Source organism: Pseudomonas sp. CDFA 610, from assembly GCF_021147865.1.
Lineage (GTDB): Bacteria > Pseudomonadota > Gammaproteobacteria > Pseudomonadales > Pseudomonadaceae > Aquipseudomonas > Aquipseudomonas alliivorans.
This window is the reverse complement of sequence record NZ_JAGTPM010000009.1, coordinates 242534-257218: the sequence shown is the minus strand read 5'-3', so window position 1 is coordinate 257218 and position 14685 is coordinate 242534. Positions and strand designations below refer to the sequence as shown.

The following is a 14685-nucleotide window of genomic DNA, read 5'->3' as shown; positions in this document are numbered from 1 at the left end:
ACTCGCCGCCAACGGGGTTCAGCGCTTATAATCGCCGGTTCTTGTAGTGCTGTCGGGCTGAACCTGCGGCCCGAAAACTGGACCCCTTAATGTTACGAATCACCGAACTCAAACTGCCGATCGATCATCCGGACGAAGACCTGCGCCCTGCTCTGCTGCAGCGCCTGGGCATCGACAGCAGCGAACTGCTGGACTTCACCCTCTTCAAGCGCAGCTACGATGCGCGCAAGAAGTCCTCCGAACTGTGCTTCATCTACACCATAGACTTTCAGGTCAGTGACGAAGACGGGCTGCTGCGCAAACTGGCCAACGACCGCCACGTCGGCCCGGCGCCCGACATCAGTTACAAGGTGGTCGGCCATGCGCCGGAAGGCCTGAGCGAACGGCCGATAGTAGTCGGCTTCGGCCCTTGCGGGATTTTCGCAGGCCTGTTGCTGGCGCAGATGGGCTTCAAGCCGATCATTCTCGAGCGCGGCAAGGAGGTGCGTCAGCGCACCAAGGATACCTGGGGCCTGTGGCGCAAAAACGTTCTGAACCCTGAGTCCAATGTCCAGTTTGGCGAAGGTGGCGCAGGCACGTTCTCCGACGGCAAGCTCTACAGCCAGATCAAGGACCCGTACTTCCATGGCCGCAAGGTGCTGCACGAGTTTGTGAAGGCTGGCGCGCCGGAAGAAATTCTCTACGTCAGCAAGCCACACATCGGCACCTTCCGCCTGACCGGGGTGGTTGAAAACATGCGTCATCAGATCGAAGAACTGGGCGGCGAAGTACGCTTCCAGCAGCGCGTCACTGATCTGATGATCGACGATGGCCAGTTGAATGGCGTGGTCCTTGAAGGCGGTGAGCAGATCGCGTCGCGTCACGTGATTCTCGCGCTGGGCCACAGCGCCCGCGACACGTTCCGCATGCTGCACGGCCGCGGCGTTTTCATGGAGGCCAAGCCGTTTTCGGTGGGTTTCCGTATCGAGCATCCTCAATCGCTGATCGACCGTGCCCGGTTGGGCAAATACGCCGGTCACCCGAAACTGGGGGCTGCCGACTACAAGCTGGTGCATCACGCCACTAACGGCCGCTCGGTGTACAGCTTCTGCATGTGCCCTGGCGGGACAGTGGTCGCGGCGACATCCGAGCCCAATCGTGTGGTGACCAACGGCATGAGCCAGTATTCGCGCAACGAGCGCAATGCCAACTCAGGCATCGTGGTCGGCATCACGCCCGAACAGGACTTCCCGGGCAGCCCGCTGGCCGGTATCGAATTGCAGGAGCGTCTGGAGTCTCACGCTTATCTGCTGGGCGGCAGCACCTACGAAGCACCTGCGCAGCTGGTCGGCGACTTCATCGCGGGCAAGGCGTCCACCGCGCTGGGCAGCGTCGAACCTTCGTACAAACCGGGGGTGAAGCTGGTCGATCTCGCCGACGCGCTGCCCGCCTTTGCCATTGAAGCCATTCGTGAAGCCCTGCCCGCCTTCGACAAACAGATCAAAGGCTTTTCGTTGCACGATGCGGTCCTGACCGGCATCGAGACCCGCACATCGGCACCGCTGCGCATCACGCGTGGCCCAAACATGCAAAGCCTCAATACAAAAGGGCTGTACCCGGCCGGCGAAGGCGCAGGTTATGCCGGCGGCATTCTGTCCGCTGGCGTGGACGGCATCCGCATAGCCGAAGCGCTGGTACGAGACATGCTGGGAATCGACAGCTGATCTGCCGCTGCCTGATCACGGGCGTCTTGCCACGCAAGCGTCCGTGCACTGCCAATCTCAATAACTTATAAAGTTACAATTAACATTTAAAATATCAATTCTCAGAAACTTCCTACGCAATTAACTCCACATTCACGACTTAACTAGCAGCACAATTTAAGCCCTATTTTTATTGTGCAAGAAACTGTCGAATCTATAACAAAAACGAATATAAATTTTGTTTTAACTCTGCAATCAACGGGTTAGGGTGTCGACCCTTTTTACCGTAGACGGAGAATGGTCGCGCCCATGCGAAATACCATTACGCGCTTTTTTCAGCTCGAAGCAGCGGGAGGCCTGCTGTTGATTGCGGCTGCTGCCCTTGCCCTCGTTATTAATAACTCGCCTCTTTCCTGGCTGTATAACGCTTTTCTGGAGACACCGGTCGAGGCCCGGATAGGCGCCCTGCAAATCGCCAAGCCTCTTTTACTGTGGATCAACGACGGGCTGATGGCGCTGTTTTTTCTGGTCATCGGCCTTGAGGTCAAACGTGAAGTGCTGGAAGGCCATCTGTCCAAACCTTCTCAGATCGTGCTGCCTGGTGCGGCGGCCATCGGCGGCATGGTGGTTCCGGCACTGATCTATGTCGCATTGAATACAGGCAATGCCGAAGCCCTGCACGGCTGGGCCATTCCCATGGCAACCGATATCGCGTTTGCTCTGGGCGTACTCGCGTTGCTCGGCAAACGCGTGCCGGTCTCGCTGAAGCTGTTTCTGATGACGCTGGCGATCATTGATGACCTGGGCGCAATCATCGTCATCGCGCTGGTCTACTCCGGTGAGCTTTCACAGGTATCGCTGATACTGGCGGGCGTATCGATCATTGCGCTGATCGCAATGAACCGGTCCGGCGTGAGCAGGCTTGCGCCTTATTTGCTTATCGGTCTGGTGCTGTGGGTCTGCGTTCTGAAAAGCGGTATTCACGCAACGCTCGCAGGCGTGATGCTGGCGTTCTGCATTCCCTTGCGCACGAGCGCCAAGGCCTCTCCCTTGCTGACCTTGGAACACGGCCTGCATCCATGGGTCGCTTACGGCATCCTCCCTCTGTTTGCGTTCGCCAATGCTGGTGTTTCGCTGGCCGGCGTGACCATGGACAGCTTTACCCATTCGGTCCCGCTGGGCATCGCTACAGGCCTTTTGCTGGGCAAAACAGCGGGAGTGTTCGGGCTGACCTGGCTGGCGGTCAGGACGCGCCTGGCGTCGCTGCCAAAGGACGCCAACTGGGGCCACGTGCTGGGAGTTTCGATCCTGTGCGGTATCGGTTTCACCATGAGCCTGTTCGTTGGCTCACTGGCGTTCGAGCCAGGCGTCAGCGGGTATGCGGGAGAGGATCGCATGGGCATTCTGACCGGTTCGATACTGTCGGCCATCATTGGATACGGCGTGATGGTCATGGCCTGCAAGACGACGCCGAAGCGCTGAAAAGAGAGTGCGCCTGAAACGAAAAACCCCGAGCATTTCGGCTCGGGGTTTCGGTTGATTCGTGTCGCGGATCAGTGTGTCACGCGGCTCGTGCCGTTGACGGTCATGATGCGAACACGCTCGCCGACCCGGAAAATCTCGTTTTCCTCGACCTGCTGCACATAGGCACGCATGCTGCCATCGTCTTCACGAACGGTGATTTCGACGCCCTGAGTGCGCGTCAGACCTTCTTCGGTAGCGGAGCCGAGCAGGCCTCCGGCCACGGCACCGATCACTGCTGCGACGACGCTGCCGCGACCGCCACCGATTGCGCTGCCGCCTACACCACCAACGATCGCACCGGCACCTGCGCCGATGGGGGTCTTGGTGCCTTCGATTTTCACTGGACGCAAGGATTCAACGGTACCCAGACGAACGTTCTGTACGGTACGAGCCTCGTCACGGGAATAGGAGTCACCGGTGAGGTTCGAAGTACAGCCGCCCATCGTCAGCGCCATGGCAGTGAACGAAGCAACCAGAAGAGCAGACTTGCGCATAAAAGGTATCTCCAGAGGAACCAGTGGCCATTAGACTATCCGACTTCGACGCTGTCACGACCCAGGTTCCGCAATTTATATTCATTCAGGTGCCATACAGCGACATCCCATGTAACGCTCAGACGACCCGAGCGGCAAATAATTCAATCAGGGCGCCAGACGCTCACGTGTCCATTCCCCATCTTCCAAACGATAGTTCAAACGGTCGTGAAGGCGACTCGAACGCCCCTGCCAGAACTCGATCCGCTCCGGCAGAAGACGATAGCCGCCCCAGTGCTCGGGACAATGAGGCGCGGTGTCGAGAAATCGCTGTTCAGTCTGTTTGATCAGACCTTCAAGCTCTTCACGGTCGGCGATCACCCGGCTTTGCGGCGAGGCCCATGCGCCGAGACGGCTGCCCAGCGGCCGGACCTGATAATAGGCATCCGATTCCTGCACGGTGACCTTTACCACACGCCCTTCGATACGCACCTGACGCTCCAGCGTCGGCCAGAAAAAGGTCATTGCAGCGAAAGGACGCGCAGCGAGTTGCTGGCCCTTGGCACTGTCGTAGTTGGTGAAAAATGTGAAGCCTTGAGTGTCCAGCCCCTTGAGCAGCAGTACGCGGCAATGCGGACGCCCCTCCTCGTCAACCGTCGCCAGGGTCATGGCATTGGCTTCAACCGGAGGCTGCTCGGTTTTCACCGCTTCGGCGAACCATTGATGAAACAACGCAAACGGCTCATCCGATGACTGCGCTTCGGTCAGACCGTCGCGGGTGTAGTCACGGCGCATGTCAGCCAGAGTCTGGGTCATGGTGTGATTCCTGTTGTCGGGGCTGGATTATCTGACGACTGAACAGTGAGCGAATGCCCTGAGTCAGATCAGACGCGAGGCGTCTGTAGAAGCGTTCCCACGCGAACGTGGGAACGGTCAGGAGAGTTACCCGGGATCAGTTGCTCGCCTGGGCGTCGGTCTTCTTGGCTGCTGCGTCTTTGGCAGGAGTCTTCGCGGCAGGCTTTTTGGCCGCTGCGGTGGACTTGGCCGGAGCGGCTTTTTTGGCTGTGCTGGCTTTCGCTTTGGCCGGTGCAGCTTTCTTGGCCGTGTCTTTCTTCGCCACAGCTGCTTTCTTGGCCGGGGCTGGGGCAGGCACGACAGGCTTGACGTCCTGAGTCGCGACCATGGTCGGAGCAACCGGAGGCAGCGCATAGCGGCTCATGAGGGCCACCATGGTGTCCTGTGGCGTCATCAGGATTTCGACGCGACGGTTCAGTGCACGACCTTGTGCGCTGTCGTTGGCCGCACGCGGCATCACGGCACCCATGCCTCGCTGGCTCAGGCGCTGACGCTCGAGACCGCTGAGGCGGAAGATCGCCGCGACCGACTGTGCACGCTCCTGACTGATTTTCTGATTGGCTTCGGTAGGACCCGACGTGTCAGCGTGACCCAGAATCAGCACGGCTGTTTTCTTGTCGCCTTCAACAGCCTTGGCCAGACGGGTGATAGGACCCAGTGTGATCGGCAATAGCATGGCCGGACGATCCGGGTTGAACGAGCTGTCTACCGGCGCAGTGATTGCCAGCAGGTCTTCGCGACGCTCAAGTTCGAACGGAGTGTCCTTGATGGCCGCACGGACGCGAGGCTCGTACTCGTCCAGCCAGGCCTTGGTCACTTTCGGATCAGGCATCGGAGCGGCTTTGGGCTCATCTTTTTTAGCGTCGGCGCTTGGGAAAGGCCACCACCATTTGGTGTCGGTTTCAGACTTGGCAACCAGAGCAGGGGCAGCAGGCTTATCCGCAGGCTTGCTGGCAACTGCGTCAGGCTTTGCCGCCTTGTCGTCCGAGCCGAACGGCCAGTACCAAGGGCTGGTACTCTGCGCATCGGCAGCCGGGGCTGGCTTTTCAGCAGCCTTGGCGACCGGCGCTGCAGGGCTCGGCGCCGGAGCTTTTGCGGAGACATCGTCTGCGGCTGCGCCCGAACCGAACTGCCACCAATGGCCGTCAGTTGCAGCAGAATCGGATTGAGGAGTTTGAGCACAGCCGGTGACGGCAATGCACAGAGCAAGAACGAGGCTTTTATTAGACGACATGGATGACCCACAACAGTTTTTGATCAGACAGAAGGAACGTTGTTACGTCCGTATAACACGCATGAAGTTACAGGTGGAAAGAGAAACCGTCATACGGCCCCGTTATACCCCGTTTAACTGACAGTCGGTATGAAACAAACACTTATAGACGAAACTTACTGCAAACACTCACGTAACGCCCTGACCAGTTTTTGTGCACGGGGATCCATGAGGATGTAAGGGCCTAGCGTGTTGGTAACGAAGCCAAACGCCACCTCGTAATCAGGGTCTGCAAAGCCTACCGAACCGCCAGCGCCCGGATGACCGAATGCTTTCGGGCCCAGTGCGAAGGTGGCGTTGGCCACGGTCGGCTGGTCCAGCATGCAACCCAGACCGAATCGGGTCGGAGTCAACAGGGTCTTGTCCTGGCCGAGGCTGTGTTCACGCGTCAGCTCGTTAAGCAACTCGGCTTCCAGCAGGCTTCCGTCCAGCAGACCGTTATAGAAGCCCGCCAGACTGCGGGCATTGCCATGGCCATTGGCAGCAGGTTGCTGCATGCGACGCCATTCCGGCTTGTTGGTGCTGGTCAGGATCGATGGCGGATTGGTAAAAGCCTTTGCCGTGATCGAGGCAGGCTCACGCATTGTCGCATGCAGGACACGCTGGGCCGCATCATCGCCGACATTGCCTTTGCCTCGCGCGATGTGCGCCACGCGATGGAACTGGTCATCGGCCAACCCCACATGAAAATCCAGCCCCAGGGGACGTGCAACCCGCGCAACGATGGACTCGCCCGGACCACGGCCATCGGCGCGACGCAGCATCTCGCCAATCAGCCAGCCGTACGTAATGGCGGCGTAGCCATGGCCCTGGCCCGGAGCCCACCAGGGCTCTTCGGCCGCCAGAGCAGCGGTCATGGTGTCCCATTGGTAAAGCGCTTCTACGGGCAGTTGCGCACGGATGGCCGGCAGTGCCGCTTGATGACACAGTAACTGACGCAAGGTAATCGAAGCCTTGCCTGCAGCGGCAAACTCGGGCCAGATCCGGGCCACGGGGTCGTCCAGTTGCAGCTTGCCCTCTTCGACCAGTTGCAGAATGGCAACGCTGGCAAAGGTCTTGGTGCAGGAGAACAGATTGGCGATGGTATCGGTGTGCCAGGCTTCGGCACCGCCCTTGTCAGCGGTACCCGCCCAAAGGTCGACGACCGTCTGACCGCCAACCTGAATGCACAGCGCAGCGCCGCGCTCCTGAGGATCGTCAAAAAGCGTCGCAAAGGCTTCACGCACTGCTTCGAATTCAAGTTCGAAATGACCCTGGATCTGCAAAACCGCTGACTCCTGAATGTCGCTGTGAAGGCCCTGAATACGGCCAACCGAATGGGCGCACATTGTTCCAGCGATTGGCCGTTTTGGGAACTGCTGCCAGACGCCGTTCAGCCTTGATTCAGGAGATTTCCCGGTGGAACGGCGGCAGTGCGTTGAGGATTGCTTTGCCGTAACGCTGAGTCACCACCCGGCGATCCAGCAGCGTGATGGTGCCGCGGTCTTCTTCGGTGCGCAGCAGACGTCCGCAGGCCTGGACCAGACGCAGTGACGCATCCGGCACGGCAATCTCCATGAACGGGTTGCCGCCACGTGCCTCGATCCATTCGGCCAGCGCAGCTTCGACGGGATCATCCGGCACCGCGAACGGGATCTTGGCGATCACCACGTGCTCACAATACGCACCGGGCAAATCCACACCCTCGGCAAAGCTGGCCAGCCCGAACAGCACGCTGGATTCGCCACTGTCGACCCGCGCCTTGTGCTTGTTCAGGGTTTCCTGCTTCGACAGATTGCCCTGGATGAACACTTGCTTGCGCCAGTCCCGATCCAGCCCATCGAACACGTCCTGCATCTGTTTGCGCGAAGAGAACAGCACCAGCGTGCCGCGCGAGCCTTCGACCAGACCCGGCAAGTCACGGATGATGGCTGCGGTATGGGCGACCGCATCACGCGGGTCGGCCTTGAGGTCCGGCACCCGCAGCACGCCGGCATCGGCATGGTGGAACGGGCTCGGTACAACCGCCGTGACTGCACCTTTCGGCAGGCCGGCACGCATGCGGTAACGATCGAATTTGCCCAGCGCAGTCAGTGTGGCCGACGTCACGAGCGCACCGTAGGCGATGTTCCACAGGTTGCGGCGCAACATCTCGGCCGCCAGGATCGGACTGGCGTTGACCTCGATGTCAAACAGCGCCCCGCTGTCGGCCAGCGTCAGCCAGCGGGCCATGGGTGGGCTGTCTTCCGGATCTTCGGCGGTAAACGCCGTCCACAACTCCCAGTTGCCGTGGGCACGGGCCAGTAGGCTGCCGAACAGCGGATACCATTCTTCGGCCTGATGGCTGGCGATGCCGATGTTGACCTCACCGTCCATACCTTCCTTGAGCAGATCGGTCAGGCGGGTAAAGAGGTCGTCCAGGCGGGCAAAGCCTTTCTTGAGCTCGATGCCCATCTCGCGGATGTGCTCGGGAATGACGCCACCCACGAAGCGATGACGCGGACGCTCGCGGCCCTGCATGTCTTCACCGGCGCGGAAATCGGCCAGTTGCCCGCAGGCGCCGAACATGAACTGCTGGTGGCCCTTGATCTCGCGGGCCAGTTCCGGCACCTGCTCGATCAGCTTGCCCAGGTCGCCCGGCAACGGATGCTGGGCCAGCAGCTTGGCCAGGTTCTTGGCGGTCTGTTCCAGCCAGTCGGCGGTGGAGCGCAGGCGGGTGTAATGCGCGAAATGGCCGATAGCCTTGTCCGGCAGATGGTGGCCTTCGTCGAACACGTACAGCGTGTCACGCGGATCGGGCAACACGGCACCGCCGCCCAGGGCGAGGTCAGCCAGCACCATATCGTGGTTGGTGACAATCACATCGACCTTGCCCATGCCCTCACGCGCCTTATAGAAAGCGCACTGTTGAAAGTTGGGGCAATGGCGGTTGGTGCACTGACTATGATCGGTGGTGAGGCGCGCCCAGTCCTTGTCATCCAGCTCCTGAGGCCAGCTGTCGCGGTCGCCGTCCCATTTGTTGCCCGCCAGCTTCTGCAGCATGCTGGTGAACAGCTTCTGGCTGGCTTCGTCGACTTCGATCTTGAAGCCTTCTTCCTCGAACAGTTGCGCGGTCGCGTTGGTGGCATCGCTTTCCTGCAGCAGCATGTCGAGCTTGGACAGGCACATGTAACGGCCACGCCCCTTGGCCAGCGCGAAGGTAAAATTCAGGCCGCTGTTGCGCATCAGGTCGGGCAGGTCCTTGTAGACGATCTGCTCCTGCAACGCGACGGTTGCCGTGGCAATCACCAGACGTTTACCAGCGGCCTTGGCCGTAGGGATCGACGCGATGGCGTAGGCCACGGTCTTGCCCGTACCGGTGCCCGCTTCCACGGCGACCACGGCTGGATCGCCCGAGCGCCGCCCTTCTTCATCGGTATCGATGTCCCCCAGTACCTTGGCGACTTCGGCGATCATCAATCGCTGGCCATAACGTGGCTTGAGGCTCTTGGCTTCGAGGAAACGCGAGTAGGCGCCCTGGATCTGGGATTTGAGTTCGGTACTGATCATTGGCTTCGGTTCGGGGGCACGGCAAAAAAGGCTGGATAAATTTTCAGTGGTTCTGAGTGGGCGCTATCATAGCGCGCTAAATCCATCCGCGCAGAACGGAGTACCCGATGACCACATCTTCCACTGTCTATACGCTGCATCTGCTGGCTGCTCTGGTCTGGGTTGGCGGGATGTTTTTCGCATGGATGATATTGCGCCCAGCCGTCATTGCAGCACTGGAAGGACCGTCTCGCTTGAAAGTGTGGGTCCAGGTGTTTCCAAGGTTCTTCGTCTGGGTCTGGGCGGCCGTCATCGTGCTGCCGATCACGGGTATCGGGATGATCCAGCTGAACTTCACCAGCTTCGAAACCGCGCCCCGTTATGTGCAGATCATGATGGGGCTGTACGTGGTCATGGTGGCGCTGTTTCTTCGTATCCATTCGTTGCAGTTGCCGCAACTGCAACGTGCAGTGGAAGCCGAGCAGTGGTCGGAAGGCGTGGCAGCGCTGGGCAGAATCCGACGACTGGTCGGCATCAACCTGCTCATCGGGCTGGCGGTCGTGGTGATTGCGGCAGCACGTCCAGGTTTCTGATCGTCCGAACGCCTGACCGTGCGAAACGAAACATCACGGGGCATTCTGACTGTCACCGCGCACAGCAGGCGGGCAGAATCCTGCCCGATCAGTCACTTTATTTCCTGAATTTCCTTGACTTTCAACCGGTTGAATTCCTTTGGCACGTCCTGTGCAAACGTTTGCGGATCGTAATACGTGCCATTAAAAGGAGTTTCAATACCGATGCAGTCCTCCACGCAGTCCGCCGCGTCACCCGGATTTCTGATCCCCCTTCTGTTCACAGCCTCGCTCGCACTGCCTTGCGCGATGGCGCAGGCACAACCTGCCGCAGCCGAAGACTCTGCGCAGGGCGAGACCCTCAGCCCGCCGGCATCACCCAAGGAAGGCAAAGGCGCCTATCTGTCCGACTGGTTCAATCAGGACCTTACGCTGATCGGCAGCAAGGACATCAGCTTCGGCCCGCAACCGGTCGACGACGTTTATCTGGAATATGAGTACTTCGGCCGCAAAGGCCCCTTCGAGCTGTACGGCTATATCGACGTGCCGAAGATCCTCGACATCGGCAACCGCAACGACAAGGGCGTCTGGGACCATGGCTCGCCGGTGTTCATGGAGCACGAGCCGCGCATCTCCATTGATTATCTGGCAGGACGCAGCCTGGCCGTGGGGCCGTTCAAGGAGTGGTACGTCGCCTTCGACTGGATCTACGACCACGGCAGCAATTCGGCCAACCGCGCCAACACCCTTTACAGCGGTATTGGCGCCGACATCGATACAAAGTCGCGGGTCAATCTGTCGGCCAATTTCTATGGCCGCTACCAGTGGGAGAACTACGGCGCCAGCAACGAATACTCGTGGGACGGCTACCGCGCGCAGCTCAAATACATTGTGCCGATCACCAAATTCGACAACGGCGCATCGCTGACCTACATCGGCTTCACCAATTTCGACTTCGGCTCGGACCTCAAGAACGATCCGGCGCGGACCGCCAACTCGACAGTCGCCACGAACGTCCTGCTGTATGCCTTTACTCACCTGCGCTTCACGCTCGTCGGTCGCTACTTTCATAACGGCGGCAACTGGCAGGACGGCAGCGAGCTGAATTTCGGTGAAGGCAACTTCCGCGCCCGCTCGGACGGCTGGGGTTACTACGCCGGCGTTGGTTACCAGTTCTGACCATGACTTTGACTACAGGAGTTTTCATGAAAAGCATCACTCGTAACGCCCTCTGCGCCTCGCTTGCCCTGCTCAGCCCGGGCATCTGGGCGTCCACCACGCCGGTCACGCCCAAGGTGATGCTGATCGCCATGTTCGCCCCCGAGGCGCAAAACTGGATCGACCGCCTGCACCTGACCAAAGAGATCAAGGTGCCTGGCCTTGCCGCCGAGTACCCGACCATCCGCTGCAACGATCAGGACACCTGCCTGCTGGTTACCGGCATGGGTCAGACCAATGCTGCCGCCTCCACCCTTGCCCTTGCCCTTTCACCCCAGTTTGACCTGCGCAAGACCTACTTCATCGTCGCAGGCATTGCTGGCATCAACCCGCACCATGGCACGCTCGGCACCACAGCGTGGGCTCATTATCTGGTGGAGTTCGGCACCCAGTGGGAAATCGATTCACGTGATGTACCCAAGGACTGGCCGACCGGCTATCTGGGCATCAACACCAAAGGGCCGAACGAAAAGCCGCCGCTGGATTACAAGACAGAAGTATTCGAACTCAACCCCAAGCTGCAGGCCAAGGCCTTTGCGCTGTCGCAGAAAGTCGCGCTCAGTGAAAGCAAGGAGTCCGCTGCGTGGCGGGTGAAATATCCTTACGCGCCTGCCAACCAGCCGCCGCAGGTCACACAATGTGACACGCTGGCGGGCAACACGTGGTTTTCGGGGACACGTTTGAGCGAGCGTGCGGAGGTCTGGACGCGCCTGCTGACCGACAACAAGGGCGTGTATTGCACAGCCCAGCAGGAAGACAACTCCACTTACGAAGCGCTGCTCAGGGCGAGCAAGGCCGGCAAAGTCGACGTCAATCGCCTTGCCGTGGTCCGCGCAGGCTCTGACTTCGATCGTCCTTATCCGGGCTACAGCGAAGTGGACAATCTTTTGAAGTACGCGGATCAAGGCGCGTTCGTGCCGGCGCTGGAAAACCTGTATCGCACCGGCAATCCGTTGGTTCAGGCGATCGTCAAAGACTGGAAAAGCTGGGAAAACGGCGTACCGCAGTAAGCGGTCTTCATGGCAGGCCACGGATTGTCAGAAGCCGATCCGTGGCCTGCAGAGAATGGCTTACAAGCGTTGCAGGATCAGCGCACCGGCCGGTCCCGCGGCACCTGGCTGGCCGGGCTCGCCCGGTCTGCCTGCCTTGCCGCCATCGGCGCGATAAACGATGCAGCCTTTTGACGCACCACCTTTGCCCGCCTTGCCGCCCTCACCGCCTTTGCCCGGTGCTCCGCCTTCGACATTGACCTTGATCCGCTCGGCCGCAAAGCTGTACGGCAACTCGAGACGAACCTGTGCGCCTGCTGCTCCGTCGTGGCCATTGCCGCCATTGTCGCCGTTATGACCGCGTCCGGCCTGGCCCCACGTGCAGCCCGGCTCTTCGCCCGTACCGCCGTCGAGCCCGAAATAGCCCGGACCACCGGCACCGCCGCGGGCATCGATCGACAGTTGCTCGGCACTGATGCTGTTCACTCGCAAGGCCAGGTTACGACCCGGCAGAGCAGGTTTTTCGAACGTGCCCGGCGCACCGCGCGCCGTGATCTGGCTGCCGTCGCCGAACTCCCCCCGATCCACCACCAGTTTGAAGGTTTGTACGCCTGGAACGATGGCGATGCGCGCTTCGTGACCGAGCACCAACTGGCCGATCCTGACGTCATCGATGCCAGCCGGGATCAGCAGAGTGCCGTAGTCGGACACTTCCAGACGCTCGACCTGCAGCACGCTGCTGTTGCCGGGCAGACGCATCAGGGAATGCGGTGCAACGATAATGGCCTGGGCCATGGCCAGCGGGCTGAACAGTGCAGCCAGTAGAACAAGATTACGCATGGGTGTGCCCCGAAGCCGGACGGCCGATGGATTGGACATGAAAGATGCCGAACAGAATGATTTTGCCCCTGTCACGCCAAGGGTGCTTTCGACCGCGCAGGCTGCCGTTGAACAGGATCAGCTCCAGCAAATGAGTGAGCAGCACCAGACTGCCTGCCATATCGATCATCACACCGAACGGGCTGGGCGCTTCGACCAGCGCATTGGCCAGCACCACCAGCCAGAAGCCCAGCATCAACAGCTTTCCCAACCCCCAGAACAACTTCATCGCATGCCCCTTGATCATGATCCTGATGACGAAAGCGAATTCTTCGCACGCTTTTCGTCGCCGCACAGTAGACGTCCTGCCCGCTGAATATGCCAGCGGCGCGTGAAAAAACATGCGGTCCTGACACATATAGCCTGAAACCTGTTTCAAATCATCACACGTTTGTCGCACACGCGGCCCTTCATAGGGCAGGAACGGCGCTTTCCAGCACCCTCCGGGCAGGCTAGTCTTGTCAGTCAATCAGAGGATTTTCGATGACCGTCGGTTTTTCCACCCGCACGCCCCAGCAGGCGCTGGCCGCATTACTCGACCGCTACGCGCCAGCGCGTCTGCTGTTGATCGGCGCGCAGGCATTTCCTGCCTTGCAGGCCTTTCAGGACGCGCACCCGCAGACCGAAGTGTCGCTGGCCGAGCCCGGCCTTCTGCCCCCGCATCTGGCTGCGCAGCGATTTGATCTGGCGCTGGTAGTCGATTGCCTGGAGCACATGCCCAAGCGCAGCGGGCTGGAATTGCTGGGCGGCATCCGCAACCTTAACGCCAGCCGCATCGCTGTGCTGGCGGATCTGAAAGCCTGTGGCTGGCAGGAAACTGACTTCTTCTCGCTGGCCCTGCAAGCCAGCGAACGCTTCACCCGCGATGAGCAGGTCCTGAACCTGTTTACCTACGACCTGCGCGAGTACAAGCAGGTGCCGGACTGGCTGAACGCGAAGTACTGGGCCAACCCTGAAAATTTTGGAAAGTATTGGTGGTGAATCATGAGTAGTGCCATTTGCCCCTGTGGTAGCGGCGATCTGTTGCTGGCCTGCTGCGGGCATTACCACGCGGGGCAGCCTGCGCCGTGCGCGGAAAAGCTGATGCGTTCGCGCTACAGCGCCTATGTGCTGGGGCTGACCGATTATCTGGTTCAGACCACACTGCCTGCGCAGCAAAGCGGGCTGGACCGCGAAGCGATTGCTCAATGGAGTGCGCAAAGCACCTGGCTGGGTCTTGAAGTGGAAAGTGCCGAGGTGTTCGGCGGCAAACCCGAACACGCCTTCGTGACCTTTACCGCACGCTGGCATGACGGCAATGGCGAACACAGCCACAAGGAACGCTCATCGTTCGTGCAGAATCAGGGCCGCTGGTATTTCATCGACTCCACCGTACCGCTCAAGGCCGGACGCAACGATGCCTGTCCTTGCGGCAGCGAGCAGAAGTTCAAGAAGTGCTGTTCGGCGTATGTCGGCTAGTTGAGCCCGACAGGAGCACGAGACGGGGCCAAAACGATATTTACTGAAGAAAGTGCGATCTTGTGGGGGGCGGCTTGCCGGCGATGCTTTTTCCGAAGCAACACATAAGTGGCTGAACTGACGCCATCGCCGGCAAGCCTCCTCCCACGGGGTATGCATTCAGTCAGACACTTTGGTCTTGGCCCTGTTTTTCGCATCGTCCAGACTTGCATACAACGATGAGCCCAAAGCGGGGAAACGGGCTTGCACACATGG

14 protein-coding genes are annotated in these 14685 nt (G+C 59.9%); 7 read left to right on the top strand and 7 right to left on the bottom strand.

The window, feature by feature from the left end:
* Positions 1 to 89: 89 nt before the first annotated feature.
* On the top strand, positions 90 to 1703 hold the full coding sequence (locus KDX39_RS18475) for an NAD(P)/FAD-dependent oxidoreductase (protein WP_210074540.1): 1614 nt from the start codon (positions 90 to 92) through the stop codon (positions 1701 to 1703).
* 276 nt (positions 1704 to 1979) lie between these two features.
* Positions 1980 to 3164 carry a Na+/H+ antiporter NhaA gene (nhaA, locus tag KDX39_RS18470; protein WP_231661343.1) on the top strand — a complete coding sequence of 395 codons (1185 nt, stop codon included), beginning with the start codon at positions 1980 to 1982 and terminating at the stop codon, positions 3162 to 3164.
* A 71-nt stretch (positions 3165 to 3235) separates the two neighbouring features.
* Here the strand turns inward: nhaA and KDX39_RS18465 are convergent, their stop codons facing one another.
* From KDX39_RS18465 to dinG, 5 genes are all read right to left on the bottom strand, one after another.
* Entirely contained in the window at positions 3236 to 3700 is a 465-nt protein-coding gene (locus KDX39_RS18465) for a glycine zipper 2TM domain-containing protein (protein ID WP_004887833.1), read from the bottom strand.
* A 147-nt stretch (positions 3701 to 3847) separates the two neighbouring features.
* Positions 3848 to 4495, bottom strand: coding sequence for a pyridoxamine 5'-phosphate oxidase (gene pdxH / locus KDX39_RS18460; protein ID WP_231661342.1), 648 nt, complete (start codon positions 4493 to 4495; stop codon positions 3848 to 3850).
* Positions 4496 to 4631: 136 nt separating this feature from the next.
* The gene (locus tag KDX39_RS18455) at positions 4632 to 5768 is read right to left on the bottom strand and encodes an OmpA family protein (RefSeq protein WP_231661341.1); all 1137 of its coding nucleotides are present in this window, start codon (positions 5766 to 5768) and stop codon (positions 4632 to 4634) included.
* Between the two features lie 155 nt (positions 5769 to 5923).
* Positions 5924 to 7072, bottom strand: coding sequence for a serine hydrolase domain-containing protein (locus KDX39_RS18450; protein WP_231661340.1), 1149 nt, complete (start codon positions 7070 to 7072; stop codon positions 5924 to 5926).
* Positions 7073 to 7190: 118 nt separating this feature from the next.
* Positions 7191 to 9335, bottom strand: coding sequence for an ATP-dependent DNA helicase DinG (gene dinG / locus KDX39_RS18445; protein ID WP_231661339.1), 2145 nt, complete (start codon positions 9333 to 9335; stop codon positions 7191 to 7193).
* A 107-nt stretch (positions 9336 to 9442) separates the two neighbouring features.
* Here dinG and KDX39_RS18440 point away from each other — a divergent pair, with 107 nt between their 5' ends.
* From KDX39_RS18440 to KDX39_RS18430, 3 genes are all read left to right on the top strand, one after another.
* Positions 9443 to 9907, top strand: a complete 465-nt coding sequence (locus KDX39_RS18440; RefSeq protein WP_231661338.1) for a CopD family protein — start codon at positions 9443 to 9445, stop codon at positions 9905 to 9907.
* Positions 9908 to 10105: 198 nt separating this feature from the next.
* Positions 10106 to 11065: a nucleoside-specific channel-forming protein Tsx gene (locus KDX39_RS18435; RefSeq protein WP_442964558.1), complete on the top strand. Its 960-nt coding sequence runs from the start codon at positions 10106 to 10108 to the stop codon at positions 11063 to 11065.
* A gap of 26 nt (positions 11066 to 11091) precedes the next feature.
* Complete coding sequence (locus tag KDX39_RS18430) at positions 11092 to 12114, top strand: purine-nucleoside phosphorylase (protein WP_231661336.1); 1023 nt, start codon at positions 11092 to 11094, stop codon at positions 12112 to 12114.
* A gap of 60 nt (positions 12115 to 12174) precedes the next feature.
* Here KDX39_RS18430 and KDX39_RS18425 read toward each other — a convergent pair whose 3' ends face one another.
* A complete protein-coding gene (locus KDX39_RS18425) occupies positions 12175 to 12933 on the bottom strand; it encodes a collagen-like protein (protein ID WP_231661335.1) in 759 nt (252 codons plus the stop codon).
* Positions 12926 to 13201: a DUF1145 domain-containing protein gene (locus KDX39_RS18420; protein ID WP_099226473.1), complete on the bottom strand. Its 276-nt coding sequence runs from the start codon at positions 13199 to 13201 to the stop codon at positions 12926 to 12928. The genes KDX39_RS18425 and KDX39_RS18420 overlap by 8 nt, the downstream gene beginning before the upstream one ends.
* A gap of 254 nt (positions 13202 to 13455) precedes the next feature.
* Here KDX39_RS18420 and KDX39_RS18415 point away from each other — a divergent pair, with 254 nt between their 5' ends.
* Positions 13456 to 13953 (top strand): DUF6231 family protein, encoded by a 498-nt coding sequence (locus KDX39_RS18415; RefSeq protein WP_231661334.1) that lies wholly within the window; start codon positions 13456 to 13458, stop codon positions 13951 to 13953.
* Between the two features lie 3 nt (positions 13954 to 13956).
* The gene (locus tag KDX39_RS18410) at positions 13957 to 14430 is read left to right on the top strand and encodes a YchJ family protein (protein ID WP_004887814.1); all 474 of its coding nucleotides are present in this window, start codon (positions 13957 to 13959) and stop codon (positions 14428 to 14430) included.
* Positions 14431 to 14685 lie beyond the last annotated feature (255 nt).

Excerpts from the sequence above, each read along its gene's own strand:
- KDX39_RS18475 (WP_210074540.1), top strand. The coding sequence starts at position 90 with ATGTTACGAATCACCGAACTCAAACTGCCGATCGATCATCCGGACGAA.
- nhaA (WP_231661343.1), top strand. The coding sequence starts at position 1,980 with ATGGTCGCGCCCATGCGAAATACCATTACGCGCTTTTTTCAGCTCGAA.
- KDX39_RS18465 (WP_004887833.1), bottom strand. The coding sequence starts at position 3,700 with ATGCGCAAGTCTGCTCTTCTGGTTGCTTCGTTCACTGCCATGGCGCTG.
- pdxH (WP_231661342.1), bottom strand. The coding sequence starts at position 4,495 with ATGACCCAGACTCTGGCTGACATGCGCCGTGACTACACCCGCGACGGT.
- KDX39_RS18455 (WP_231661341.1), bottom strand. The coding sequence starts at position 5,768 with ATGTCGTCTAATAAAAGCCTCGTTCTTGCTCTGTGCATTGCCGTCACC.
- dinG (WP_231661339.1), bottom strand. The coding sequence starts at position 9,335 with ATGATCAGTACCGAACTCAAATCCCAGATCCAGGGCGCCTACTCGCGT.
- KDX39_RS18440 (WP_231661338.1), top strand. The coding sequence starts at position 9,443 with ATGACCACATCTTCCACTGTCTATACGCTGCATCTGCTGGCTGCTCTG.
- KDX39_RS18430 (WP_231661336.1), top strand. The coding sequence starts at position 11,092 with ATGAAAAGCATCACTCGTAACGCCCTCTGCGCCTCGCTTGCCCTGCTC.
- KDX39_RS18425 (WP_231661335.1), bottom strand. The coding sequence starts at position 12,933 with ATGCGTAATCTTGTTCTACTGGCTGCACTGTTCAGCCCGCTGGCCATG.
- KDX39_RS18420 (WP_099226473.1), bottom strand. The coding sequence starts at position 13,201 with ATGAAGTTGTTCTGGGGGTTGGGAAAGCTGTTGATGCTGGGCTTCTGG.
- KDX39_RS18415 (WP_231661334.1), top strand. The coding sequence starts at position 13,456 with ATGACCGTCGGTTTTTCCACCCGCACGCCCCAGCAGGCGCTGGCCGCA.
- KDX39_RS18410 (WP_004887814.1), top strand. The coding sequence starts at position 13,957 with ATGAGTAGTGCCATTTGCCCCTGTGGTAGCGGCGATCTGTTGCTGGCC.